The sequence below is a fragment of the Pseudomonas sp. TE3895 genome, from assembly GCF_056278855.1.
Genome location: NZ_JBWBQE010000001.1, coordinates 5,982,554 through 6,005,742 on the forward strand (window position 1 = coordinate 5,982,554; position 23,189 = coordinate 6,005,742).

The following is a 23,189-nucleotide window of genomic DNA, read 5'->3' on the forward strand; positions in this document are numbered from 1 at the left end:
GCCCGCGAACACGGTTTACTGGCGCGACTCTACGCCAAGTTCATCCCACACCGACTCAGCCATGTGGAACGTGGCATTGGCCGCCGGAATGCCGCAGTAGATCGCGCTCTGCATCAGCACTTCCTTGATCTCGTCGCGGGTCACACCATTGTTGGCCGCCGCACGCAGGTGCAGCTTCAGCTCGTCGTTGCGGTTCATGCCAATCAGCATGGCGATGGTGATCAGGCTGCGGGTATGGCGCGGCAGCCCCGGGCGGGTCCAGATGTCACCCCAGGCGTGGCGGGTGATCATTTCCTGGAACTCGCCATTGAAGTCGTTGAGCTTCTCCAGGCTGCGGTCCACGTGGGCATCACCCAGCACTGCGCGGCGCACTTGCATGCCAGCGTCGTAACGTTGTTTCTCGTCCATGGCGTTGTCCTCAGTGAGCCAGCAGGAAATCGAGCACGCGGCGGCTGAAGGCCTCGCCAATCTCGACATTGGACAGGTGCGCCGCCGGGAAGTCGACGTACTCGGCACCTTGGATACCGGCCTGCATGAAGCGGCCATGCTCAGGGGTGGTAACCACGTCTTCCGTACCGGCAACGATCAGCGCGGGCACCTGGATACGGCCCAGTTGCTCACGATAATCAGCGTCACGTACTGCTGCACAGTTGCCTGCGTAGCCTTGCGGGCTGGTTTGCGCCAGCATCTGGCAGATACGCTGGGCCTGCTCCGCCTGTGCCTGGGCAAAGCCCGGGGTGAACCAGCGGGCGATAGAGGCATCGCGCAGGTCGATCATGGCCTGCTGGCCGCCTTTGAGTACCGTGTCGATACGGGTGTTCCACACCTCGTCGTTGGCGATCTTGGCGGCCGTGTTGCACAGGGTCAGGCTGTGCAGGCGCTCACCTGCATGGATACCCAGCCACTGGCCGATCAGGCCTCCCATCGACAGGCCGACGAAGTGAGCCTTTTGAATGTCCAGGCCATCGAGCAGGGCCAGCACGTCGCGGCCCAGCTGTTCGATGCTGTAAGGGCCTTCAGTGACCAGCGATGCGCCGTGACCACGGGTGTCATAGCGCAGCACCCGGAAGTGCTGGCTCCAGAGCGGAATCTGGGTGTCCCACATGCCCAGGTCGGTACCCAGCGAGTTGGACAGGACCAGCACCGGGGCGTCATCCGGGCCATCGATCTGGTAATTCAAAACGCCATCAGCCAGTTGCAAGTGCGCCACAGCGGTCTCCTTCAGGCAGTGAAACGTTGATGTTCGGACACGGCGCGCGCCACCCAGACGCGGGCCTGGCCCAGGTAATGGGCAGGGTCGAGCAGACGATCGAGTTCTTCGCCAGACAGCTCGGCGCTGACCTGCGGCTCGTCACCCAGCACGGCACGCAGGTGCCGCTGTTCGGCCACCGCGCGCTGGCAGCATTGTTCCAGCAGGTGGTGGGCACGGTCGCGACCCAGACGCTGGGCGAGGACGATGCTCACCGCTTCGGCCAGCACCAGGCCTTGTGTCAGGTCGAGGTTACGGCGCATGCGCGCGGCATCCACCTCCATGCCCTCGGCAATCACTTGAGCCTGGCGCAGGGCGCCAGAGACCAGGCAGCAGATATCCGGCAGGGTTTCCCACTCGGCATGCCATAGGCCCAGGCTGCGTTCGTGTTCCTGAGGCATGGCTGCGAACAGCGTCGACAGCAGGCCCGGCACGCGGGTCGCGGCACCGATCAACACGGCGGCACCCACCGGGTTGCGCTTGTGTGGCATGGTCGAAGAACCACCCTTACCCGGCGCAGAAGGCTCAAATACCTCCCCCGCCTCGGTTTGCATCAGCAAGCTGATATCACGGCCGAACTTGCCCAGGCTGCCGGCAACCAGGCCCAGTACCGAGGCAAACTCCACCAAGCGGTCGCGCTGGGTGTGCCAGGGCTGCTCGGGCAGGGACAGCTTGAGCTGTTCGGCCAGTGCTTCGGCCACCGGCATCGCCTTGCTGCCCAGGGCCGCCAGGCTACCCGAGGCACCGCCGAACTGCAGGACCAGCAGACGCGGGCGCAGTTCCTGCAGGCGCTGACGGTGGCGGGTCAAAGCACCCAGTACACCGGCCAGTTTCATGCCCAGGGTCACCGGGGTGGCGTGTTGCAACCAGGTACGACCCACCAAGGGCGTATCGGCGTGCTTCAAGGCCTGCTGCGACAGGGTATCGGCCAGCTTGCCGAGGTCGGCCTCGATCAAATCGAGGGCATCGCGCAACTGCAGAACCAGACCGGTATCCATCGCATCCTGGCTGGTGGCGCCAAGGTGCACATAGCGCTCAGCCTCAGGCACGCCGGTGGCGATCACCTTGCCCAACGCTTTCACCAGCGGAATGGCCGAGTTGCCCGCGGTGGCGATGGCATTGGCCAGCGCGCCAACGTCATAGCGCTCGGCCTGGCATGCCGCCTCGATGGCCGCTACCGCGCTGTGCGGAACCAAACCGGCAGAGGCTTCGGCACGGGCAAGCGCGGCTTCGAAATCCAGCATGCCCTGCAGGCGGCCTCGGTCTGAGAAAACCTCGCGCATGGCCGGCGCGGTGAAATAGGCGTCGAACAGTTGGTTGCTCATGCAGCGTCCTTAATCATCATGGTGCAGGTACGCCGCCTGCTTCGGCAGGCGCAGGCTGAACAGGAAGGCAATCGCCATCATCGCCGTGACGTACCAATAGAAAGTGTTTTCCATCCCCAGGGTTTTCAGACCCAGGGCCACATACTCGGCCGAACCGCCGAATGCTGCGTTGGCCACCGCGTAGGCCAGGCCAACACCCAGTGCACGCACCTGCGGCGGGAACATCTCAGCCTTCACCAGACCGCTGATCGAGGTGTAGAAACTGACGATACACAGGGCCAGGCTGATCAGCACGAAGGCCATGATCGGGCTGGTCACGGTTTTCAGCGCCATCAGCAGCGGCACGGTGCACAGGGTACCGAGGCCGCCGAACAGCAGCATCGAATTGCGCCGGCCGATACGGTCGGACAGCATGCCGAAGAACGGCTGCACCACCATGAACAGGAACAACGCCCCGGTCATCACGTAGCTGGCGTTCTTGGCGGTCATGCCCGCGGTGTTGACCAGGTACTTCTGCATATAGGTGGTGAAAGTATAGAAAATCAGCGAGCCACCTGCGGTGTAGCCCAGTACCGTGATGAACGCCGCTGCGTGATTGCGGAACAGGCCTGCGATAGAACCTGCATCCTTGTCATTGCGGGCTTCGGCGCTACTGGTCTCGTGCAGCGAACGGCGCAGCATCAGCGAGATCAGGGCGGCGATGGCGCCCACCACGAAGGGAATGCGCCAGCCCCACGCCCGCAGTTCATCTTCAGTCAGCAGCTGTTGCAGGATCACCACGACCAGGACCGCCAGCAACTGGCCGCCGATCAGGGTGACGTACTGGAACGAAGCAAAGAAGCCGCGCTGCCCACGCAGTGCCACTTCACTCATGTAGGTGGCCGTGGTGCCGTATTCGCCCCCTACCGACAGCCCCTGGATCAGGCGGGCCAGCAATAGCAGCGCCGGGGCCCAGGTGCCGATGCTGGCATAGGTGGGCAGGCAGGCGATCATCAGGGAGCCGAAGCACATCATCAGCACCGAGATCATCAGGGAGTTCTTGCGACCATGGCGGTCGGCGAGGCGGCCGAAGATCCAGCCACCAATGGGGCGCATCAGGAAGCCTGCGGCGAATACACCTGCCGTGTTCAACAGCTGCACGGTGGGATCGTCGGAGGGGAAGAAGGCCGGGGCGAAGTAGATCGCGCAGAAGGCGTAGACGTAGAAGTCGAACCATTCCACCAGGTTGCCTGATGAGGCACCGACAATAGCGAAAATGCGCTTGCTGCGTTCTTCGCCGGTGTAATAGGTTGAGGTCATGACGGGTTTACTCCTGGAGGGTCCTAGGTAGTTCTAGACATACCTAGTAACACACTCGTTCCGCTATCTGGCTGGCAATTGGCCTTGTGTCTCACAGGACAGGCCTCTTCGCGGGCAAGCCCGCTCCCACAGGTGATTGCGTGGATCCCTGTAAGAGCGGGCTTGCCCGCGAAGCGGCCGGTACAGGTCAAACCCGCTCGATGGCCAGTGCCAGACCTTGGCCAACGCCCACACACATGGTCGCCAGGCCTTTACGCCCGCCACTCTTCTCCAGCTGGTGCAACGCAGTCAGTACCAGGCGTGCACCGCTCATGCCCAGCGGGTGGCCCAGGGCAATGGCACCGCCATTAGGGTTTACCTGGGGCGCATCGTCAGCCACACCCAGCTCACGCAGCACCGCCAGGCCTTGGCTGGCAAACGCTTCGTTAAGCTCGATCACGTCGAAATCGCTTACCGCTACCCCCAGACGCTCGGTCAGCTTGCGCACCGCCGGCACCGGGCCAATGCCCATGACACGTGGCGCAACGCCGCCGCTGGCCATGCCCAGAACGCGGGCACGCGGGGTCAGGCCGTGTTTCTTCACCGCTGCGGCCGAGGCCAGGATCATCGCCGCAGCACCGTCGTTCACGCCCGAGGCGTTGCCGGCGGTGACCGTCTTGTCCGGGCCGTTGACCGGTTTGAGCTTGGTCAGCGCCTCCAGCGTGGTTTCCGGGCGCAGGTGTTCGTCACGTTCGACGATGATTTCGCCCTTCTTGTGAGCGATACGCACCGGCACAATTTCTTCGGCAAAGAAGCCGGCAGCCTGCGCAGCGGCAGCCTTCTGCTGGCTGCGCAGGGCGAAAGCGTCCTGGTCAGCACGCGAAACCTGATAGTCGTCGGCCACGTTGTCGGCGGTTTCCGGCATGGAATCCACACCGTACTGGCTCTTCATCAGCGGGTTGATGAAACGCCAGCCAATGGTGGTGTCTTCCAGCTTCATGTTGCGCGAATAGGCGCTTTCAGCCTTGCCCATGACGAACGGGGCGCGCGACATCGACTCGACGCCACCGGCAATCACCAGTTCCATCTCGCCGCTGGCGATGGCGCGGAACGCGGTGCCGATGGCATCCATACCCGACGCGCACAGGCGGTTCAAGGTGACGCCCGGGATGCTTTCCGGCAGGCCGGCCAGCAGCAGTGCCATACGGGCCACGTTGCGGTTGTCTTCACCGGCCTGGTTGGCGCAGCCGAAGAACACTTCGTCTACCTGGTCCCACTGCACGCCAGGGTTGCGCTCGATCAGCGCCTTCAGCGGCACGGCTGCCAGGTCGTCGGCCCGCACGCTGGCCAGGGCGCCGCCAAAGCGGCCGATCGGGGTACGGATGGCGTCACAGATGAATACGTCGTGCATCAGGCTTCTCCTGCCAGCTGGCCATGCTCAGCGGCGGTACGGGCGTCGAGGTCACGCATGGCGGACGGCTCGATTGGGGTGGGTGTGGAAATGGTCTGCGCGTGGCATTTGGAGGCTCCTGGTCAGGGTGCTTCGATGAACCCAGATTAAGGAGACTGGTGGGCACCTTACAATCCGATAATCGACTATTTGTGCGATTAACGAACCATTTGTTGCGCAACTGCCCACGCCCACCACAGGGCAGCTGTGCGCCCTGATCCGCAGCACAATGCCGCACCAGTCGGCGCGGCGTTGTGCTGCGAATGGGCCGTAACGCGGCCCTCGCCCTCAGGTTGCGTCGGCGTGGCTGACCAGCCCTTTGACGACCACACCCACAGTCGCCAGCGCTGCCGGCACCAGCAACGCCGTCAGCACCTGCTCGAAAGTCCAGCCCAGGCCCAGCAGCGTTGCACCACTCCAGGCCCCAAGAATCGCACCAAAGCGGCCAATACCCAGCATCCACGATACACCTGTGGCACGGCCCTGAGTGGGATAGAAGCGCGCCGCCAGCGATGGCATTGCCGACTGCGCACCGTTCACACACATACCGGCAACGAGTACCAGCGTAGCTAGCACGGTGATGTTGCCCAGGCTCTGCCCCACTGCGTAGGCGAACACCCCGGCCAGCAGATAGAAAATGCCAATCACCTTGTGCGGGTTGAAACGGTCCATGGCCCAACCCACTCCGACTGCACTTAGCACTCCGCCAAACTGGAACAGCGCGCCGATGAACGCCGCCTGCTCCATGCTCGCGCCGCTGTCACGCATCAGGGTTGGCAGCCAGCTGGTCAGAAGGTAGACGATCACCAGGCCCATGAAATAGGTCAGCCACAGCAACACGGTGCCCAAGCCATAGGTGCCAGAGAAGATCACCGCGAACACGTTGCGCGCAGCCACCGCCTTTTGCTCAGGCACACTGAAACTGCCTGCCTCGGCCACCACTTGCGGGGCGATTGGCGACAAGGTCTTGCGCACCTTGTCGGTGCCGCGGTTGCGCACCACCAGGAACCGCGCCGACTCCGGCAGCCAGACCATCAGCACCAGCGCCAGCAGCAACGGCAGCACGCCACCGATGACCAGCAGGCTGTGCCAGCCGTAGGCCGGGATCATCTTGGCGGAAATGAAGCCACCACCCGCCATGCCCAGGTTGAAGCCACAGAACATGCTGGTCACCAGCAGCGACTTGAGGCGCTCCGGGGTGTATTCGGACAACAGCGTGGTAGCGTTGGGCATGCCTGCACCCAGGCCCAGGCCAGTCAGGAAGCGCAGTACCAGCAACTGGTCGACGTTGGTGGCATAGGCCGAAGCCAGGCTGAAGCCACCAAATACCAGCACCGCCCCCACCAGCACGCCTTTGCGGCCGAAACGGTCAGCCAGCGGCCCGGAGCCCAGGGCGCCGAACACCATGCCGATCAACGCGGCACTCATGACCGGCCCAAGGCTGGCGCGGTCGATCCCCCACTCTTGCGACAGTGCCGGGGCGATGAAACCCATGGCAGCAGTGTCCAGGCCATCGAGGAAGACGATCAGAAAGCACAGCAGCACGACTCGCCACTGATAGCGGGACAGCGGCTGCTGATTGATGAACGACTGAACGTCGAGGCTTTTGCCGACGTTGGTTTGCGCTTGATTCATTATTGTTATCCAGAATGTGGGGCACAGTCAGGCCATTGCACGCGGGTAACCGGTACAAAGGCGATGATTGGGGTATATGGCCTGGGTCAGCCTGGATACAACGGTACTGCATGCGGGTGCGGCCGCAGCAGCGAGGTGACAGTATTCATGCGTAAGTGCCTCTTATGTTTTTCTTGTTCGGTCGGCTAGCCGACCGTTGCGAGAGACATTAATCAGCGGGCCGGGGTGAAGCAATTCACCCGGCACGACACTGTGCGTTTATCGCACAAGAAACGGTTTTGCCTGTTCTGATCCGGGGCCGCAACGTGCTCCCTGCGGCCTCAACCAAACAACTGATGGCAAAGGTCTCGACTGGCTGCCAGTAAAATCGGCAAGAACCGCTGCTCCAGTTCACTGCGGGTCACCCGTCCAACATGGGTACTGACGTTCAACGCAGCCAACACCTGCCCCGAAGCGTCATACACCGGCACGGCAATCGATCGCAGCCCCTGTTCCAGTTCCTGGTCTACCACGCACCAGCCCTGGGCGCGCACCTGCTGGATGCAGGCGAACAACGATTCGGGGTCATTCAGGGTGCGGCTGGTGCGCGCTTTGAGATCAGCACGTTCCAGATACTCACGCAGGCTGGTGTCGTCCATGGCCGCCAGCAGAATGCGCCCCATCGACGTGCAATAGGCCGGCAGGCGCCCGCCCACCGACAGATCGACCGAGATCAGCCGCTCGACCGTGGCCGAACGGGCTATATAAAGGATGTCGTCGCCCTCGAGGGTGGCCATGTTGGCCGCCTCATGCAGCTGGTCGCTGATGCGATCCAGGTACGGCTGTGCAGAAATTGCCAGCGGCGTCGACGACAGGTAGGCATGCCCCAGGGTCAGCACTTTGGGCAGCAGCGAATAGGTACGCCCGTCGGTGGTGGCGTAACCCAGCTTGATCAACGTGTGCAGGCAACGGCGCACCGCTGCGCGAGGGATTTCAGTACGGTGGCTGATCTGGGCGATGGTCAGGTGGCGCTTGCGCTCCTGGAATGCCTGGATCACGGCCAGGCCACGTGCCAGCGAGGTCATGAAGTCCGGGTCACCGGTAAAGGCCTGGATGCGCTTGGCCGGGGAAGCCACGATCGGCGGCGCCATGGCAGCCGAAGCAGGTCGCGCCACCTCTGCATTGCCGGAATCGTTGCCCAGGGTTTCGTCACTCATCGCACACCTCAAAAAAAACACCGGTTCGTGCGATTATCGAACAAACGGCCGATAATCGCAATTGACCGCCGACACTTTTGCTTATACCTTTCTCATGCCACTTGTGGCTTCTTTGGAGAGACTGGTCAGGTACCCACCGTAGAAGTCCCCAGGCAACGGCCTCGCCTTTCGGCGAGGCCGTTTTTCATTACGGCCCGCCCTGACATTGCAACGAACTTCTATCCGTCATTCCTTTCTAACTTGTACGAAAGGTCCAAACTGTTCGCGGGCACATCCTGCTATTTACGCCAGATGATGTCAGGGCTGAGTAAATTAACGATGATCGGCGAATTATCGGTTGCTATAATCGATTGCGCAGGCCCTCCGCTTACCGTGGTCATGGAACCTTCCGCTTTATCAAGCCGTTGCGGCCAGCAAGGCAAAATGCATGTTGCACAATGCATAACAACAGTCATTACACTTATTTCAGGTACTGCACGTGACGAAAGATGAACTGCGCGCGGAACTCGAGCGCCAGGCTGAACGTTACAAGGATGTTTATGGTGGCGAAGTCACCACTTACGCCGCACAACCGGATCCGGAACGCAAACCCTGGCGCAAGCGTGCCAGCGTTCGTGACCAGGCCTTCAGCCAGGAACTGGAACGCATCGAAAAAGAACTGCGCAGCGACAACCCCTGAGCGTCGGGGCCCCCTGCGCGTCGTCGCCCGGCCTCCCCGGGCGAGGTCGATCTTTACTGTCTGGCCGATGATGAAATGGAATCACACAAATTTCATACAGGCGTTTGAATTTTTGCGAAATGGATTTTTCTCAAGATTTCGGCCTTTTTTCGCCCTATTTTGTGATTTTTAGCCGCTATCTACCTCCCGTACCGCCCCCCTCTGCATGGCGCGCTTGCACCATGAAGACTGCCATCCGCCTGTTGCAGGTGCATCGATTGCCAAGGTTTTCTGGCATAATCCCGCCCCCCTAAGACCCGCCAGACAACCTTCATGATCGATTTATTCAGCGGACTGGATGCCTGGGTGTTGGTGAGCCTGCTGCTCGCCTTGACCTTCGTACTCGCCTTCGAGTTCATCAATGGCTTTCATGACACCGCCAACGCGGTAGCTACCGTCATCTATACCAAAGCCATGCCACCGCACCTCGCCGTGTTCTTCTCCGGCGTGTTCAACTTCCTTGGCGTTCTGCTCGGCGGTGTAGGGGTGGCCTATGCCATCGTGCACCTGTTGCCGGTAGAGCTGCTGATCAATGTGAACACCGGCCACGGCCTGGCCATGGTCTTCTCGTTGCTGGCTGCGGCCATCACCTGGAACCTGGGCACTTGGTACTTTGGCATCCCCGCCTCCAGTTCGCACACGCTGATCGGCTCCATCCTTGGTGTCGGCCTGGCCAACGCCCTGATCAACGACATTCCGCTGGGCGACGGCGTCAACTGGCAGAAAGCGATCGATATCGCCATGTCGCTGGTGGTCTCGCCAATGGCCGGCTTCGCCGTTGCTGCCCTGGTGCTGATCGGCCTGAAATGGTGGCGCCCGCTGTCGAAGATGCACAAAACCCCGGAACAGCGCCGCAAGCTCGACGACAAGAAGCACCCGCCCTTCTGGAACCGTCTGGTCCTGGTGGTTTCCGCCATGGGCGTGAGCTTCGTGCACGGCTCCAACGACGGCCAGAAAGGCATCGGCCTGATCATGCTGGTGCTGATCGGTATTGTGCCGGCCAAGTTCGTACTCGACCTGAACAGCACCACCTACCAGATCGAACGTACTCGCGACGCTACCCTGCACATGAGCCAGTTCTACCAGCGTAACGCCGCCACCCTGGGCGAGTTCCTGGCACTGGGCAAGGCCAAAGCCAGCGATCTGCCGGAGCAGTTCAGTTGCAACCCGCAGCAGACCGAGCCGACCATTGCTGCGCTGCAGACCTCGCTGAAAGGTGTGACGGACTACCACAGCCTCGATGCCGAGAAGCGCGTTGAAGTGCGCCGCTATTTGTTGTGCCTGGATGACACGGCGAAGAAGGTTGGCAAGCTGCCAGGCCTGGACGCCCGTGAAAAATCCGACCTTGAAAAACTGCGCAAAGACCTCACCGCCACCACCGAATACGCCCCGTTCTGGGTGATCGTGGCCGTCGCCCTGGCCCTCGGCCTGGGCACCATGGTTGGCTGGAAGCGCGTGGTGTTGACGGTGGGCGAGAAGATCGGCAAACAAGGCATGACCTATGCCCAAGGCATGTCGGCACAGATCACCGCAGCCTGCGCCATCGGTATGGCCAACGTATTCGCCCTGCCGGTGTCGACCACCCACGTGCTGTCGTCCGGCGTGGCCGGCACCATGGTCGCCAACAAAAGTGGCCTGCAAGGCGGCACCGTGAAGACCATCCTGCTGGCATGGATCCTGACCCTGCCTGCCTCGATGGGCCTGGCGGCCGGCCTGTTCTGGCTGGCGTCCAAAGCCATTGGCTGAGTGACACCGCAATGAATGAAGGCGCCCTCGGGCGCCTTTTTCATAGCCGTTATGCCTGCCGAAGCAGCCTTGTGCTACCAAGGGTATGGGCGCAGCGCAGGAAGACTACCTTTTCTTGCCCCCTAACAACGACCCCATCAACCCGCGCACCAACTGCCGCCCCAACTGGTTAGCGGCCTGGCGCACTGCTGACTTGATCGCCTGCCCCGCTGCACTCTGCAAGAACTCACCCGCCTTGTCGGCAAAACTCTCTTCATCCGCCTTCGGTTGCGGCGCCGGTTCCACCGGCTCGCCCTTACGCTGGCTCAGCATTTCATACGCTGACTCACGGTCCACCGGTTTGTCATAGCGCCCCGCCAATGGCGACGCCGCAATCAGCGCACTGCGCTCAGCCGCACTCAGTGGCCCGATACGCGACTGCGGCGGTGCAACCAGCACCCTCTGCACGATGGCCGGTGTGCCCCTTTCTTCCAACGTTCCCACCAGCGCTTCGCCAATACCCAGTTCGGTAAGCACCGCCAGGGTGTCGAATGTTGGGTTGGGACGGAAACCATCGGCTACCGCCCGCAGCGACTTCTGCTCCTTGGCCGTGAACGCCCGCAAGCCGTGCTGAATGCGCAAGCCCAACTGGGCCAGTACCGCGTCAGGCAAGTCACCCGGCGACTGGGTAACGAAATAGACCCCCACCCCCTTGGAGCGGATCAGCCGGACCACTTGCTCAAGACGGTCCTGCAGCGCCTTGGGCGTGCCGTTGAACAGCAAGTGTGCTTCATCGAAGAACAGCGCCAGCACCGGCTTGTCGGCATCACCGCGCTCGGGCAACTGCTCGAACAATTCGGCCAGCAGCCACAACAGGAACGTCGCGTACACCTTGGGTGCCTCGTGCACCAATCGGCTGGCATCGAGCAGGTGGATACGTCCACGGCCATCCGGATCAGGGCGCAGCAGGTCCTCCAGTTGCAATGCCGGCTCGCCAAACAGTGCCTCGGCGCCCTGCTGCTCCAACGTAGCGAGCCGGCGCAACAAAGCCTGGGTGGAGGCCGTGGTCATCAGCGCGCTGTCTTCGCCGAGCAGCTGCGGGTTGTCCTTCAGATGCGCCAGCAGGGCCTTGAGGTCTTTGAGGTCCAGCAGCAGCAGGCCTTCGCGGTCGGCCACCTTGAATGCTGCATACAGCGCCGCCTGCTGGCTGTCGGTCAGCTCCAGCAAGTTGCCCAGCAGCAGCGGCCCCATTTCACTTAGGGTGGTGCGCAGCGGGTGGCCCGACAGCCCGGCGATATCCCACAAGCTCACCGGGTAGGCCTTGGGCGTATGCCCCAGCCACGGCATGCCGGCGATGCGCTCAGCCACCTTGCCTTGTGGCGCACCAGCAGCCCCCAAGCCACAGAGGTCGCCTTTGACATCGGCGGCGAACACCGCTACCCCCGCGTCGCTGAACACCTCCGCCAGGTGCTGCAGGGTGACGGTCTTGCCAGTACCGGTTGCGCCAGCTACCAGACCGTGGCGGTTGGCCAGGCGCATTGCTTGCCCGACTGGCTGGCCATCCGGGCCCGCGCCTACAACGATGGTCGAAAATTCCGACATCTCTTTAATCCTCTGCTCAAGCTTTAGCTTAATTCGGCCGATACCTGTGGGTGTTATTCGCCTTAATTAGAGAGGAACAGCCGAAAAGGGACTTTTCGGGATGTTGCACAACCTACGGCTCCACTCGTGCGAACGCCTGATATAAAACCTTAGCGGAACCGATTACGCCATGAACAAAAGCCTTCGTTTCAGCCACAAGATTCTTTTGGCGGCATCACTGATCGTGATACTCGCCTTCAGCCTTTTCACCCTCTACAACGATTACCTCCAGCGTAATGCGATCCGCGAGGACCTGGAAAACTATCTGGCTGAAATGGGCACCTCCACGTCGACCAACATTCGCAACCTGTTCGAGGGCCGGATAAAACTGGTGGAGAACCTGGCGCAGAACATTGCCCAAGACCCAGCCAACGCCGAAACCCTGATGGGTCAGAATGCGCTGATATCCAGCTTCCTCACGGTCTACCTGGGCAAAGTCGACGGCGGTTTCAGTGTGCGCCCGGACGCGAAGATGCCCGACGGCTACGACCCGCGCACCCGCCCTTGGTACAAGGACGGCATGAACGCCAGCGGCGCGACGCTGACCGAACCCTACATCGACATGACCACCAACAAGATGGTCATCGGTATCCTCAGCAAGGTATCCAGCAGCGTGGGCGTGGTCGGCGGCGACCTGGCCCTGGACGGCCTGGTGCAGATCATCAACTCGCTGAACTTCGGCGGCATGGGATACGCCTTCCTGGTCAACGACCAGGGCAAGATCCTGGTACACCCGGATAAGGATCTGGTCATGAAGTCGCTGTCGGACCTGTTCCCGCAGCGCACGCCGAAGCTGACCGGTGAGCTGACCGAAGTGCAAAGCGAGGGCCAGACCCGCCTGCTGACCTTCAGCCCGATTACCGGCCTGCCGTCGGCAAACTGGTACATCGGCCTGTCGGTGGACAAGGACAAGGCCTTCTCGATGCTCAGCACCTTCCGCACCTCGGCGGTGATCGCCACGGTGGTGGCAGTGGTGATCATCATCGGCCTGCTCGGCTTGCTGATCCGCGTGTTGATGCAGCCGCTGCACACCATGACCCGCGCCATGGAAGACATTGCCGAAGGTGAAGGCGACCTGACCAAGCGCCTGCACATCCACAACCACGACGAATTCGGTGTCCTCGGCAACGCCTTCAACCGCTTCGTCGAGCGCATTCACAGCAGCATTCGCGAAGTGTCCTCGGCCACCGAGCAGGTCAACGAAGTAGCCCTGCGGGTGATCAGCGCTTCGAACTCGTCGATGACCAACTCCGACGAGCAGTCCAACCGCACCAACAGTGTCGCCGCCGCCATCAATGAATTGGGCGCTGCGGCTCAGGAAATCGCCGGCAACGCCGCCCAGGCTTCGCAGCACGCAAGCTCCGCGCGCCTGTTGGCCGAAGAAGGCCAGCAAGTGGTCGAGCGCAACATTGCCGCGATGAACCGCCTGTCCGACCTGATCGTCACCTCCAGCGCGCACATCGAAACACTGAACAGCAAGACCGTGAATATCGGCCAGATCCTGGAAGTGATCACCAGCATTTCCCAGCAGACCAACCTGCTGGCGCTGAACGCCGCCATCGAAGCGGCCCGCGCCGGTGAGGCCGGGCGTGGCTTTGCCGTGGTCGCCGATGAGGTGCGCAATCTGGCGCACCGCACCCAGGAGTCGGCGCAGCAAGTGCAGACCATGATCGAAGAGCTGCAGGTCGGTGCCCGCGAGTCGGTCGACACCATGGACCAGAGCCAGCGCCACAGCCAGGACAGCATGCAGATCGCCAACCAGGCGGGTGAGCGACTGGACAGCGTTACCGTGCGCATTGGCGAGATCGACGGCATGAACCAGTCGGTGGCCACTGCTACCGAAGAGCAGACCGCCGTGGTCGAGGCGATCAACATGGACATCAACGAGATCAACATGCTCAACCAGGAAGGTGTGGAGAACCTGCAAGCGACCCTGCGCGCCTGCTCCGACCTCGAGCAGCAGGCTGGCCGCCTGAAGCACCTGGTGGGCAGCTTCCGTATCTGATAGAGCTACACCTTCGCCTGGCGCAGCCTCTGCGCTGCGCCAGGCATTGCGCACTCCCCTCCTCTCAAACCGATCGAACAAACTATCCTTCTGATAGGTCCACCTTTAGGCGTTTCATCGCCGGCCATTCAACGCCGGATGACAGACCCGAAGACGATCCCGGAGGGATGCTGATCGTGCATATCGCCGACATCACCATGTTCTACGCCCCGGCCAGCGGTGGCGTACGTACCTATCTTGATGCCAAACATCACCGTCTCGACGCCATTCACGGCGTACGCCACAGCCTGTTGATTCCCGGTGCCAGCGCCCAACACGGCGATGGCATCTATCAGGTACCTGCGCCGCCCTTGCCGTTTGGCAAGGGCTACCGCTTTCCGGTACGCCTGGCCCCCTGGTGCAATACACTGCGCACGCTCAAACCCGACTTGATTGAAGTTGGCGACCCCTACCTGACCGCCTGGGCGGCGCTGGAAGCGCGGCGCCAGCTCGACGTGCCCGTGATCGGTTTCTACCATTCCGACCTGCCGTTACTGGTCAGCAACCGCATGGGCAACTGGTTCGCACCCAATGTCGAGGCCTACGTCAGCAAGCTATACGGCAATTTTGATCGGGTACTGGCCCCCAGCCAGGTGATGGCCGACAAATTACGCCGCTTGGGCGTGCGCGATGTCCATGTGCAGCCGCTGGGCGTTGACCTTGCCACTTTCCACCCCTCCCGGCGCGACCCACATGTGCGTGCCGAACTGGGCATTGCCGACACCAGCCGCCTGTTGATCTTTGCCGGCCGCGGCTCGCGGGAAAAGAACCTGCCGGTGCTGCTTGACTGCATGCAGCAACTCGGCGCCCCCTACCACCTGTTGCTGGTGGGCTCGAACATGCCGGCCAGCGTGCCGCCCAACGTCAGCGTCATCGATCACTTCTGCCCGGCTGCAGAGGTGGCCCGGCTGATCGCCAGCGCCGACTTGCTGGTGCATGCAGGCGACCAGGAAACATTCGGCCTGGTCATTCTCGAAGCCATGGCCAGCGCCACACCCGTGGTGGCCGTGCGCGCCGGTGCGTTCCCTGAAATCATCAACGAACAGTGTGGCCGCCTGTGCACGCCCAACGATGGTCGGGCCATGGCGTGCGCCGTGCGCGAGGCGTTCGAGGCGGGTATCCGCGAGCTCGGCGTGCAGGCCCGTCACCATGTAGAGCAACATTATTCATGGGATAACGTGGTAGCTGGCCTGCTACAGCACTACCAGGCCGTGCTCGGCCACCAGCCGCAGGTGCGCGCCCATGCTTGAGCCCTCCGCCAGCCAGCGCAGCCTCATGCTGGTGTTGCACGATGTTGCCCCGGAAACCTGGCCGGACTACGAACCGTTCGTAAGGGCCGTGGACGCGCTGGGCAACGTGCCAATGACATGGCTGGTGGTCCCGGACTTCCATCGACGTAATCCGCTGCACCAGGCACCTTCGTTCTGCCGTCTGCTGGACGAACGCCTTGTCAAAGGCGACGAACTGGCGCTTCACGGCTATGCCCATGCTGACGAAGGCCCCGCACCGCACAGCCCCATCGACTACTTCATGCGGCGCATTTATACCCATGAAGGCGAGTTCTACGGCCTTGATGAGAACGAAGCGCTTACCCGGCTACAGGAGGGCCTGGCGCTGTTCGAGGACCAAGGGTGGCCTGTGGCAGGGTTTGTCGCACCGGCCTGGCTCATGAGCCAGGGCACGCGGCAAGCGCTGTGCCGCCTGCCACTGAAATACACCAGTACACCGCAGCATCTGTACCGCTTGCCAGACTTTACGGCCGTTGATGCGCCAGGCCTGGTATGGAGCGCCCGGAGCGCATGGCGTCGCAAACTGTCCCGCACGCTGTGCGACTGGCAATGCCAGCGCTGGCGGGGCGCGAGCACGTTGCGCTTGGGGCTGCACCCTGTAGACATGCGCCATCGCTCATCCCGTGACTATTGGTTGCGCACGCTGGAGAGACTGTTGAAGGATGGCCGCGAACCGCTGACCAAATCTGCCTGGCTGGAGCGCCAGGGGGCAGCATGAAGCGCTGGGCCTGGCTGGCGCTGGCATTGCTGGGGGCAGCGCTGGTGCCAGCGTTGCTGGGTGGTAGCGAGCTGCTGCCGAGGCTGAGCCGGTTCGACCCGCACCTGCTGCTCATGCTGCTAGGCATGATTCTGTTGTGCTGGGTCATCAATGCGCTGCGCCTGCGCCTGTTGCTGGGTGAGCAGGCAAAACAGTTGAGCCATGCTCGCAGCCTGGGCGTTGTCATGGCCACCGAGTTTGCCATCTGCACCACCCCTGGCGGCAGTGGTGGGCCGCTGACCCTGATGGCCCTGCTGGCGCGAGACCGCATCCGCCCGGCGCGCAGCGGCGCCGTTTTTGCCATGGACCAGCTGAACGACCTGGTGTTCTTCTTCTGCGCAATGCTGGCGATTGCCGGCTACGCGCTGTTCCACAGCCTGGGCCGCAGCCAGGAAAGCATGTTGCTTGGCAGTGCGTTACTGCTGTGCACAGCGTTGGCCGGGGTGATCGGGCTGTTGCGCTACCGGCGCCCGATAATGCGCATGAACGGCAGGCTGTTGCAGCGCATGGGGATGGGCCAGCCGCGCAAACGTCGCTGGGCGCGCAAACTGCTGCACTTCGTTGCAGCACTGGCGCAGACCTGGCGCCTGCCCAAGCGCAGGCTGAGCCTGGTGTTCACCCTGACCTGCATCCACTGGGGGCTGCGCTACAGCGTGCTGTACCTGGTGTTGCGGGGCTTGGGGGTAGACCTGCAGTGGATTCCCAGCTTCCTGGTGCAGATGCTGTCGCTCAGCGCCGGCCAATTCAGTCTGCTGCCTGGCGGGGCCGGGGCCGCCGAGCTGACGTCTGCCAGCCTGTTGACACCCTTGGTGGGCAGCTCGACCGCAGCTGCGGCAATCCTGATATGGCGGGCAGTTACTTACTACTTTTATCTGCTGGCTGGGGGGCCGGTGTTTGTGTGCCTGCTGGGACGTCCGTTGCTGGAGCGCTGGCGGCGTCAGGCGGGTTGAGCTGTTGCCAGAGTTCGGCGGCGCCGGGGAAGTCGGTGCCATCCGTGTCATCCAGGGCTTCAGGGTCGTAGCGGGCCAGGCAGCCTTCGCCAAGGATCGGTGGAGGTGAGGCGACGGGGTTGTTGCGTTGCTTGGTCATTGCCGTTTCACCCAAGATTGCCGGGGCGCTCTGCGCCCCTGTCGCGACAGGGCTGCGCAGCAGCCCAGCACCTCACAGCAAGCCGGACGGTGTCAGTCGAACACCACAGTCTTGTTACCATGCACCAGCACACGGTCTTCCAGGTGATAACGCAGGCCACGGGCCAGCACCATCTTCTCCACATCACGGCCAAAGCGGACCATGTCCTCGATGCTGTCGGCATGGCTGACACGCACCACATCCTGCTCGATGATCGGGCCGGCATCCAACTCTTCAGTGACGTAGTGGCACGTCGCGCCAATCAGCTTCACCCCACGCAGGGCAGCCTGGTGGTAAGGCTTGGCGCCGACGAACGACGGCAGGAAGCTGTGATGGATGTTGATCACCTTCTCGGCATAGTCCCGGCACAGTTGTGGTGGCAGGATTTGCATGTAGCGGGCCAGCACCACGACGTCGGCGGCATGCTCCTGCACCAGGCGCGACACTTCGGCAAAGGCCGGGGCCTTGTCTTTGGGGTCGACCGGAACATGGAAGAACGGAATACCGTGCCACTCGACCATGCTGCGCAGGTCGTTGTGGTTGGAGATGACGCAAGGGATCTCGCAGTCCAGCTCATCGGTGTGCCAGCGGTGCAGCAAGTCTGCCAGGCAGTGCGACTCACGGCTGGCCATCAATACCACGCGTTTTTTCTGAGCCGAGTCGGTAATGCGCCAGGTCATGGAGAACTCTTCGGCGATCGGCGCAAACGCCTCACGGAAGGCTTCGATACCGAACGGCAGCGATTCAGCGCGGATTTCATGACGCATGAAGAACCAACCGCTCTGCTCATCGGAGTGGTGGCTGGCTTCGTTGATCCAGCCATTGTACAAGGCCAGGAAATTACTGACTTTCGCCACGATGCCTACACGGTCGGGGCAGGCGATCACCAGACGATAGGTGCGCATGAATGAGACTCCAGAACTTCGCAAAGGCGCCTATTCTAGCGGCCCGCCAGAAAAAACGCAGTATTGATCGCTGCCGCGATTGCATATGCAGGCCCGAAAACGCCACACGGGCGCTGCCTGACAGACAAGAGGAAACGCACGGGGCATATGTAAAAATTTGTTCACGTAGAGAAATGCTGTCACAGCTTAATTAACAGTTAATTGCCCAATCTTATGTTTACTTGCGAGTAGGGGCTGTCTATTATTGCCCCACACATTTCTGAACACGCATTAAGGAACACTCCATGTCCCTGATCAACGAGTACCGCGCTACCGAAGAAGCCATCAAGGAACTTCAGGCCCGCCTGGCCAATCTGTCGCAGGATGACAAGCTGAAGAAAGAACTGGAGTTCGAAGGCAAACTGCGCACACTGATGGGCGAGTACTCCAAGTCGCTGCGCGACGTGATTGCCCTGCTCGATCCAGAATCGAAACTGAGCAAGGCACCTCGTGGTTCGGTCAAGACTACCGCCACCAAGCGCGCACGCAAGGTCAAGCAATACAAGAACCCGCACAACGGTGAAGTGATCGAAACCAAAGGCGGCAACCACAAGACCCTGAAAGAGTGGAAAGCCACTTGGGGCGGCGATGTGGTTGAAAGCTGGGCAACCCTGCTGGACTGATTATCCGCATACGCCTCTTGCTTCGCACAACAAAAACGCCGGCACACTGCCGGCGTTTTTGTTTACCGGCCATCAGCCGATTGAATAGTGCTCCTGCAATTGTCGAGCATGCAGTTGCCAGGCCTCCAACACTCGCCTGCCCGCCTCGTCGGCGCCCTCCCAGGCTTGCTGGCGTGCCTGTTCGAAGTCGCCCAAGGTATTCGGCGCGCCCCACTGCGGGTCGCTCAGGCGTTGCTGGCAGAAGCCATACCAACGTTGCCGCTCTTCGGGGGTCAAGGTTTCAGGGAAGTTACGTGCCCGGTAGCGGAACAACAGCTCCGGCAAACGCGGATCATCGAACATCCATTGGCCATGGCTCAACTGCGCCGGTTCCAGCGCACGAACTTGCTCGCATAAGCGCCGGTCGCGGTCACCTATAAAACCCTCATACAACTGCTGTTCCGGGTCCTCGCTCGGAGCGAACTCGTCCTTGCCATAGATGTGCTCCAGCTTTTCTTGCCATTGCGCCTGTTGATTGGCCAATTGTTCGCCGCGCGATTGTAACAACGTCAAGTCCAGGCCCAATCGTTGTTGATCGACCGGGCGCAATACCGACAGCGGCGCCACTACCGGGCAACGATTGATCTGCACCAATTTGAGCGGTACCGGTAATTCACCTTCAGCCAATTCATCATGCCGGGTGTACAAGCGCTGACGCAAAACTTCAGCACTTTCCCGCAGTAACGGTAGGGTTTCCTGATGCAGGTCGCAGACAATCAGTGCATTGCGATTACGCGGGTGCCAGGCCAGTGGCAATACGACCCCCAGGTAATTGCGCGCCGCCGAAAAACGCCCGGATATATGCACCAGTGGCTGCAACAGACGGATCTGCTCCATCACTTTATGCTTGCTACGCAGTTGAAACAGCCAGTCATACAACTTGGGTTGTTTCTGCCGAATCAGGCGAGCCAAGGCAATGGTTGCCCGCACGTCGGAAAGCGCTTCGTGGGCATGACCGTGGTCAATGCCATTGGCCTTGCTCAGCAGCTCCAGACGCAGGCTGGTGCGCCCGTCCTGCTGCGGCCATTCAATGCCTTCCGGGCGCAGGGCATAGGCGGTGCGCACAATGTCGATCAGGTCCCAGCGGCTATTGCCTCCCTGCCATTCACGGGCATAGGGGTCGAAAAAGTTGCGGTAAAGGCTGTAGCGGGTCACTTCATCGTCAAAGCGCAGGGTGTTGTAGCCGGCACCACAGGTACCCGGTTGCGCCAGCTGGGCGTGCACGCGAGTCATGAACTCGGCTTCGCACAGGCCCTGCTCCGCCAACAGTTGTGGCGTGATGCCTGTCACCAGGCAGGCCGCCGGGTGCGGCAGGATGTCGTCCGACGGTCGGCAATAAAGGCTGATTGGCTCGTCGATTTCGTTGAGGTCGAAGTCAGTGCGCACGCCGGCCACCTGCAGCGGCCGATCGCAGCGCGGGTTGATGCCGGTGGTTTCATAGTCGTGCCAGAAAATGCTGGAGGTCACGGGGTCGTCCTGTATCGAGGTCGACCCGATTCTAGCGCGATTCTGAAAAATGAACGTTCAGACGGGAGCGTTCGCGGGGCGGAAACTGAAATAGTCGCGCAACGAACGTACGAAATCATCGTACTCGCGCGGAGACTGCAGCAGCATGAAGCCCGAATCGTAGTGCCCAGGCGTCTGGTCCTCGCGGCACCACAGGCAACTGGCCGTGAGGTTGACGAACTGGTGCCCGCCGCCAGGCAGGGGCATACGCAGTTGCAGCTCGTAATCAGGCCCGACCAACACGGGCAGCTGGCTGATGACCATCAACCCATTTTCAGAGGCATTGCCTAGCTGACCGATCTCCTGACCGGTAAAGCGGTTGAACACCTTGAGGACACAAGGTAGCTGATGACGTTCGATGTGGCGCTTGTTAAACATGATCGCGAGTGTATTCCGTACCTGATGCCAGGAATACTAGGTACTGGCGGTTGTTGTAACAGCTGAGTTACAGATTAGCGCAGCACGCGCAGCAAATCCCGTGAAATAAACCACACCTTTGTGTTAGCGCCAAGGTACGGTCGTCACCGGATTGGCCACGGCCGTTTCTGCGCCGCGCAAATGGCCGAGTTTTTCCAGCGTCTGCAGGCGCGCTCGGGCGCGATAGGCATATTCGTTGCCCGGGTACTGCTGGATCAGGTACTGATAGGTTTGCGCCGCGTCCACGTACAACGCCTGGCGCTCCAGGCACTGGCCGCGCAGCAGTGACACTTCGGGGTGGATGAACGGCCGGGCACGGCTGGTGCGATCAACCTGCGACAGTTCGAGCATGACCCGTGCGCAATCGCCGCGGTCGTAGGCGCGGTAGGCATTGTTCAGGTGGTGGTCCATGGACCAGCGGGTACAGCCGACGGCGCTGGCGGCCAAGGCTAAAACGATCAGGGCTCGCATGGGGATCTCCTTTGATGCCAGTGTATCGGCGTTTGCCTGCAAATCTTCACACCCTTTTGCAAGGATACCCTGCCCCGTTCAAATGCCACCCTGCCTTGGTCGCAGGTAGTGCAACGGAACAATGACTACAGCGAGATTCAGGAGTAGCCTTTCGCTGCGCTTCACTATAGGAGTCTGTGCATGAGCATCCGCCGCACCAAAATCGTCGCCACCCTTGGCCCCGCCAGCAACTCGCCGGAAGTGATCGAACAACTGATCCTCGCCGGCCTGGACGTGGCACGTCTGAACTTCTCCCACGGCACGCCGGACGAGCACAAGGCCCGCGCGCGCCTGATCCGTGACATCGCCGCCAAGAACGGCCGCCATGTTGCACTGCTGGGCGACCTGCAGGGTCCGAAGATCCGCATCGCCAAGTTCGCCAACAAGCGCATCGAACTGAAGATCGGTGACAAGTTCACCTTCTCCACCGCCCACCCGCTGACCGAAGGCAACCAGGACATCGTCGGTATCGACTACCCCGATCTGGTCAAGGACTGCGGCGTTGGTGACGAACTGCTGCTCGACGATGGCCGCGTGGTCATGCGCGTCGAAACCGCCACTGCAGACGCCCTGCACTGCGTGGTGATCATCGGCGGCCCACTGTCGGACCACAAAGGCATCAACCGTAAAGGTGGTGGCCTGACCGCGCCGGCCCTGACCGAAAAAGACAAGGCCGACATCAAACTGGCTGCGGAAATGGACCTGGACTACCTGGCCGTTTCCTTCCCGCGTGACGCCAGCGACATGGAATACGCGCGCAAGCTGCGTGACGAAGCCGGCGGCAGCGCCTGGCTGGTGGCCAAGATCGAACGCGCCGAAGCGGTGGCCGATGACGAGACCCTCGACAAGCTGATCGCCGCCTCCGACGCTGTGATGGTTGCCCGTGGTGACCTGGGCGTGGAAATCGGCGACGCCGAGCTGATCGCTATCCAGAAGAAGATCATCCAGCACGCCCGCCGCAACAACAAGGCCGTGATCGTGGCGACTCAGATGATGGAGTCGATGATCCAGAACCCGATGCCGACCCGCGCGGAAGTGTCCGACGTGGCCAACGCCGTGCTGGACAACACCGATGCGGTGATGCTGTCGGCCGAAAGCGCCGCCGGTTCCTACCCGATCGAAGCTGTCCAGGCCATGGCACGCATCTGCCTGGGTGCAGAAAAGCACCCGACCAGCCAGAAGTCCAGCCATCGCCTGCACACCACCTTCCAGCGCTGCGACGAAAGCATCGCCTTGGCGGCCATGTACACTGCCAACCACTTCCCGGGCGTAAAGGCGATCATCGCCCTGACCGAAAGCGGCTACACCCCGCTGATCATGTCGCGCCTGCGTTCGCATGTACCGATCTTCGCCCTGTCGCCGCACCGCGCCACCCAGGCGCGCGCCTCGATGTTCCGTGGCGTGTACCCGATTGCCTTCGACCCGGCCGCGCTGCCGGCCGACAAGGTGAGCCAGGCGGCGGTCGACGAACTGCTCAAACGTGGCCTGGTGGAGCAAGGTGACTGGGTGATCCTGACCAAGGGTGACAGCTACCACACTATCGGTGGCACCAACGGCATGAAGATCCTGCACGTCGGTGATCCGCTGGTCGGTTGATCCACTCGTTTCACAGCACAAGGCTCAAGCGCAGCCTTGTGCTGCGAAGAGGCCCCGACAGCAATAAAAAAAGCCCCGGTTCTCGCGAACCGGGGCTTTTTGATGGTGCAGGGGGTAAG

The 23,189-nt window shown here is 61.7% G+C and carries 19 protein-coding genes and 2 pseudogenes; 9 read left to right on the forward strand and 12 right to left on the reverse strand.

Going from position 1 to position 23,189, the window contains the following annotated elements:
• Positions 1-15 precede the first annotated feature (15 nt).
• The 7 genes from pcaC to pcaR all read right to left on the reverse strand — a co-directional run bounded on the left by pcaC (position 16) and on the right by pcaR (position 8,133).
• Positions 16-408 (reverse strand): 4-carboxymuconolactone decarboxylase, encoded by a 393-nt coding sequence (gene pcaC / locus ACZ889_RS27055; protein ID WP_003251949.1) that lies wholly within the window; start codon positions 406-408, stop codon positions 16-18.
• Positions 409-418: 10 nt separating this feature from the next.
• Positions 419-1,210, reverse strand: coding sequence for a 3-oxoadipate enol-lactonase (pcaD, locus tag ACZ889_RS27060; protein ID WP_108078100.1), 792 nt, complete (start codon positions 1,208-1,210; stop codon positions 419-421).
• 11 nt (positions 1,211-1,221) lie between these two features.
• The gene (locus tag ACZ889_RS27065; RefSeq protein ID WP_441253064.1) at positions 1,222-2,574 is read right to left on the reverse strand and encodes a 3-carboxy-cis,cis-muconate cycloisomerase; all 1,353 of its coding nucleotides are present in this window, start codon (positions 2,572-2,574) and stop codon (positions 1,222-1,224) included.
• Between the two features lie 9 nt (positions 2,575-2,583).
• The gene (locus ACZ889_RS27070) at positions 2,584-3,873 is read right to left on the reverse strand and encodes an MFS family transporter (protein ID WP_180689307.1); all 1,290 of its coding nucleotides are present in this window, start codon (positions 3,871-3,873) and stop codon (positions 2,584-2,586) included.
• A gap of 187 nt (positions 3,874-4,060) precedes the next feature.
• Positions 4,061-5,266 (reverse strand): 3-oxoadipyl-CoA thiolase, encoded by a 1,206-nt coding sequence (pcaF, locus tag ACZ889_RS27075; RefSeq protein WP_172830960.1) that lies wholly within the window; start codon positions 5,264-5,266, stop codon positions 4,061-4,063.
• Between the two features lie 324 nt (positions 5,267-5,590).
• Positions 5,591-6,937 carry a 4-hydroxybenzoate transporter PcaK gene (pcaK, locus tag ACZ889_RS27080; RefSeq protein ID WP_003251942.1) on the reverse strand — a complete coding sequence of 449 codons (1,347 nt, stop codon included), beginning with the start codon at positions 6,935-6,937 and terminating at the stop codon, positions 5,591-5,593.
• Positions 6,938-7,257: 320 nt separating this feature from the next.
• Positions 7,258-8,133: a pca regulon transcriptional regulator PcaR gene (pcaR, locus tag ACZ889_RS27085; RefSeq protein ID WP_003251938.1), complete on the reverse strand. Its 876-nt coding sequence runs from the start codon at positions 8,131-8,133 to the stop codon at positions 7,258-7,260.
• Between the two features lie 478 nt (positions 8,134-8,611).
• Here pcaR and ACZ889_RS27090 point away from each other — a divergent pair, with 478 nt between their 5' ends.
• On the forward strand, positions 8,612-8,812 hold the full coding sequence (locus tag ACZ889_RS27090) for a hypothetical protein (RefSeq protein WP_003251937.1): 201 nt from the start codon (positions 8,612-8,614) through the stop codon (positions 8,810-8,812).
• A 312-nt stretch (positions 8,813-9,124) separates the two neighbouring features.
• Complete coding sequence (locus tag ACZ889_RS27095; protein WP_129932871.1) at positions 9,125-10,597, forward strand: inorganic phosphate transporter; 1,473 nt, start codon at positions 9,125-9,127, stop codon at positions 10,595-10,597.
• Between the two features lie 105 nt (positions 10,598-10,702).
• Here ACZ889_RS27095 and ACZ889_RS27100 read toward each other — a convergent pair whose 3' ends face one another.
• Complete coding sequence (locus ACZ889_RS27100) at positions 10,703-12,178, reverse strand: helicase HerA-like domain-containing protein (RefSeq protein ID WP_476257982.1); 1,476 nt, start codon at positions 12,176-12,178, stop codon at positions 10,703-10,705.
• A gap of 169 nt (positions 12,179-12,347) precedes the next feature.
• Here ACZ889_RS27100 and ACZ889_RS27105 point away from each other — a divergent pair.
• The 5 genes and pseudogenes from ACZ889_RS27105 to ACZ889_RS27125 form a co-directional block, all read left to right on the forward strand.
• A pseudogene (locus ACZ889_RS27105) lies at positions 12,348-13,364 on the forward strand (cache domain-containing protein); the annotation flags it as partial.
• 261 nt (positions 13,365-13,625) lie between these two features.
• Positions 13,626-14,222, forward strand: a pseudogene (locus ACZ889_RS27110) (methyl-accepting chemotaxis protein); the annotation flags it as partial.
• 167 nt (positions 14,223-14,389) lie between these two features.
• Positions 14,390-15,511: a glycosyltransferase family 4 protein gene (locus ACZ889_RS27115; RefSeq protein ID WP_180689305.1), complete on the forward strand. Its 1,122-nt coding sequence runs from the start codon at positions 14,390-14,392 to the stop codon at positions 15,509-15,511.
• Positions 15,504-16,268, forward strand: coding sequence for a DUF2334 domain-containing protein (locus ACZ889_RS27120; RefSeq protein ID WP_180689304.1), 765 nt, complete (start codon positions 15,504-15,506; stop codon positions 16,266-16,268). The genes ACZ889_RS27115 and ACZ889_RS27120 overlap by 8 nt, the downstream gene beginning before the upstream one ends.
• Positions 16,265-17,257, forward strand: coding sequence for a lysylphosphatidylglycerol synthase transmembrane domain-containing protein (locus tag ACZ889_RS27125; RefSeq protein ID WP_003251923.1), 993 nt, complete (start codon positions 16,265-16,267; stop codon positions 17,255-17,257). The genes ACZ889_RS27120 and ACZ889_RS27125 overlap by 4 nt, the downstream gene beginning before the upstream one ends.
• A gap of 231 nt (positions 17,258-17,488) precedes the next feature.
• On the opposite strand, the gene purU is transcribed toward ACZ889_RS27125, so the two are convergent.
• Entirely contained in the window at positions 17,489-18,340 is an 852-nt protein-coding gene (purU, locus tag ACZ889_RS27130) for a formyltetrahydrofolate deformylase (RefSeq protein ID WP_003251921.1), read from the reverse strand.
• A gap of 284 nt (positions 18,341-18,624) precedes the next feature.
• Here purU and mvaT point away from each other — a divergent pair, with 284 nt between their 5' ends.
• A complete protein-coding gene (mvaT, locus tag ACZ889_RS27135; protein WP_003251920.1) occupies positions 18,625-19,002 on the forward strand; it encodes a histone-like nucleoid-structuring protein MvaT in 378 nt (125 codons plus the stop codon).
• Between the two features lie 72 nt (positions 19,003-19,074).
• Here mvaT and sbcB read toward each other — a convergent pair whose 3' ends face one another.
• The 3 genes from sbcB to ACZ889_RS27150 form a co-directional block, all read right to left on the reverse strand.
• Entirely contained in the window at positions 19,075-20,508 is a 1,434-nt protein-coding gene (gene sbcB, locus ACZ889_RS27140; RefSeq protein ID WP_161774402.1) for an exodeoxyribonuclease I, read from the reverse strand.
• A 57-nt stretch (positions 20,509-20,565) separates the two neighbouring features.
• A complete protein-coding gene (locus tag ACZ889_RS27145; RefSeq protein WP_012053641.1) occupies positions 20,566-20,925 on the reverse strand; it encodes a PilZ domain-containing protein in 360 nt (119 codons plus the stop codon).
• Positions 20,926-21,048: 123 nt separating this feature from the next.
• Positions 21,049-21,435, reverse strand: a complete 387-nt coding sequence (locus tag ACZ889_RS27150; RefSeq protein ID WP_003251914.1) for a tol-pal system YbgF family protein — start codon at positions 21,433-21,435, stop codon at positions 21,049-21,051.
• Between the two features lie 180 nt (positions 21,436-21,615).
• Between ACZ889_RS27150 and pyk the strand changes: the two genes are divergently transcribed.
• Entirely contained in the window at positions 21,616-23,070 is a 1,455-nt protein-coding gene (pyk, locus tag ACZ889_RS27155; RefSeq protein ID WP_003251912.1) for a pyruvate kinase, read from the forward strand.
• Positions 23,071-23,189 lie beyond the last annotated feature (119 nt).

Excerpts from the sequence above, each read along its gene's own strand:
- pcaC (WP_003251949.1), bottom strand. The coding sequence starts at position 408 with ATGGACGAGAAACAACGTTACGACGCTGGCATGCAAGTGCGCCGCGCA.
- ACZ889_RS27065 (WP_441253064.1), bottom strand. The coding sequence starts at position 2,574 with ATGAGCAACCAACTGTTCGACGCCTATTTCACCGCGCCGGCCATGCGC.
- ACZ889_RS27070 (WP_180689307.1), bottom strand. The coding sequence starts at position 3,873 with ATGACCTCAACCTATTACACCGGCGAAGAACGCAGCAAGCGCATTTTC.
- pcaK (WP_003251942.1), bottom strand. The coding sequence starts at position 6,937 with ATGAATCAAGCGCAAACCAACGTCGGCAAAAGCCTCGACGTTCAGTCG.
- pcaR (WP_003251938.1), bottom strand. The coding sequence starts at position 8,133 with ATGAGTGACGAAACCCTGGGCAACGATTCCGGCAATGCAGAGGTGGCG.
- ACZ889_RS27095 (WP_129932871.1), top strand. The coding sequence starts at position 9,125 with ATGATCGATTTATTCAGCGGACTGGATGCCTGGGTGTTGGTGAGCCTG.
- ACZ889_RS27100 (WP_476257982.1), bottom strand. The coding sequence starts at position 12,178 with ATGTCGGAATTTTCGACCATCGTTGTAGGCGCGGGCCCGGATGGCCAG.
- ACZ889_RS27115 (WP_180689305.1), top strand. The coding sequence starts at position 14,390 with ATGCTGATCGTGCATATCGCCGACATCACCATGTTCTACGCCCCGGCC.
- ACZ889_RS27120 (WP_180689304.1), top strand. The coding sequence starts at position 15,504 with ATGCTTGAGCCCTCCGCCAGCCAGCGCAGCCTCATGCTGGTGTTGCAC.
- ACZ889_RS27125 (WP_003251923.1), top strand. The coding sequence starts at position 16,265 with ATGAAGCGCTGGGCCTGGCTGGCGCTGGCATTGCTGGGGGCAGCGCTG.
- purU (WP_003251921.1), bottom strand. The coding sequence starts at position 18,340 with ATGCGCACCTATCGTCTGGTGATCGCCTGCCCCGACCGTGTAGGCATC.
- mvaT (WP_003251920.1), top strand. The coding sequence starts at position 18,625 with ATGTCCCTGATCAACGAGTACCGCGCTACCGAAGAAGCCATCAAGGAA.
- ACZ889_RS27145 (WP_012053641.1), bottom strand. The coding sequence starts at position 20,925 with ATGTTTAACAAGCGCCACATCGAACGTCATCAGCTACCTTGTGTCCTC.
- ACZ889_RS27150 (WP_003251914.1), bottom strand. The coding sequence starts at position 21,435 with ATGCGAGCCCTGATCGTTTTAGCCTTGGCCGCCAGCGCCGTCGGCTGT.
- pyk (WP_003251912.1), top strand. The coding sequence starts at position 21,616 with ATGAGCATCCGCCGCACCAAAATCGTCGCCACCCTTGGCCCCGCCAGC.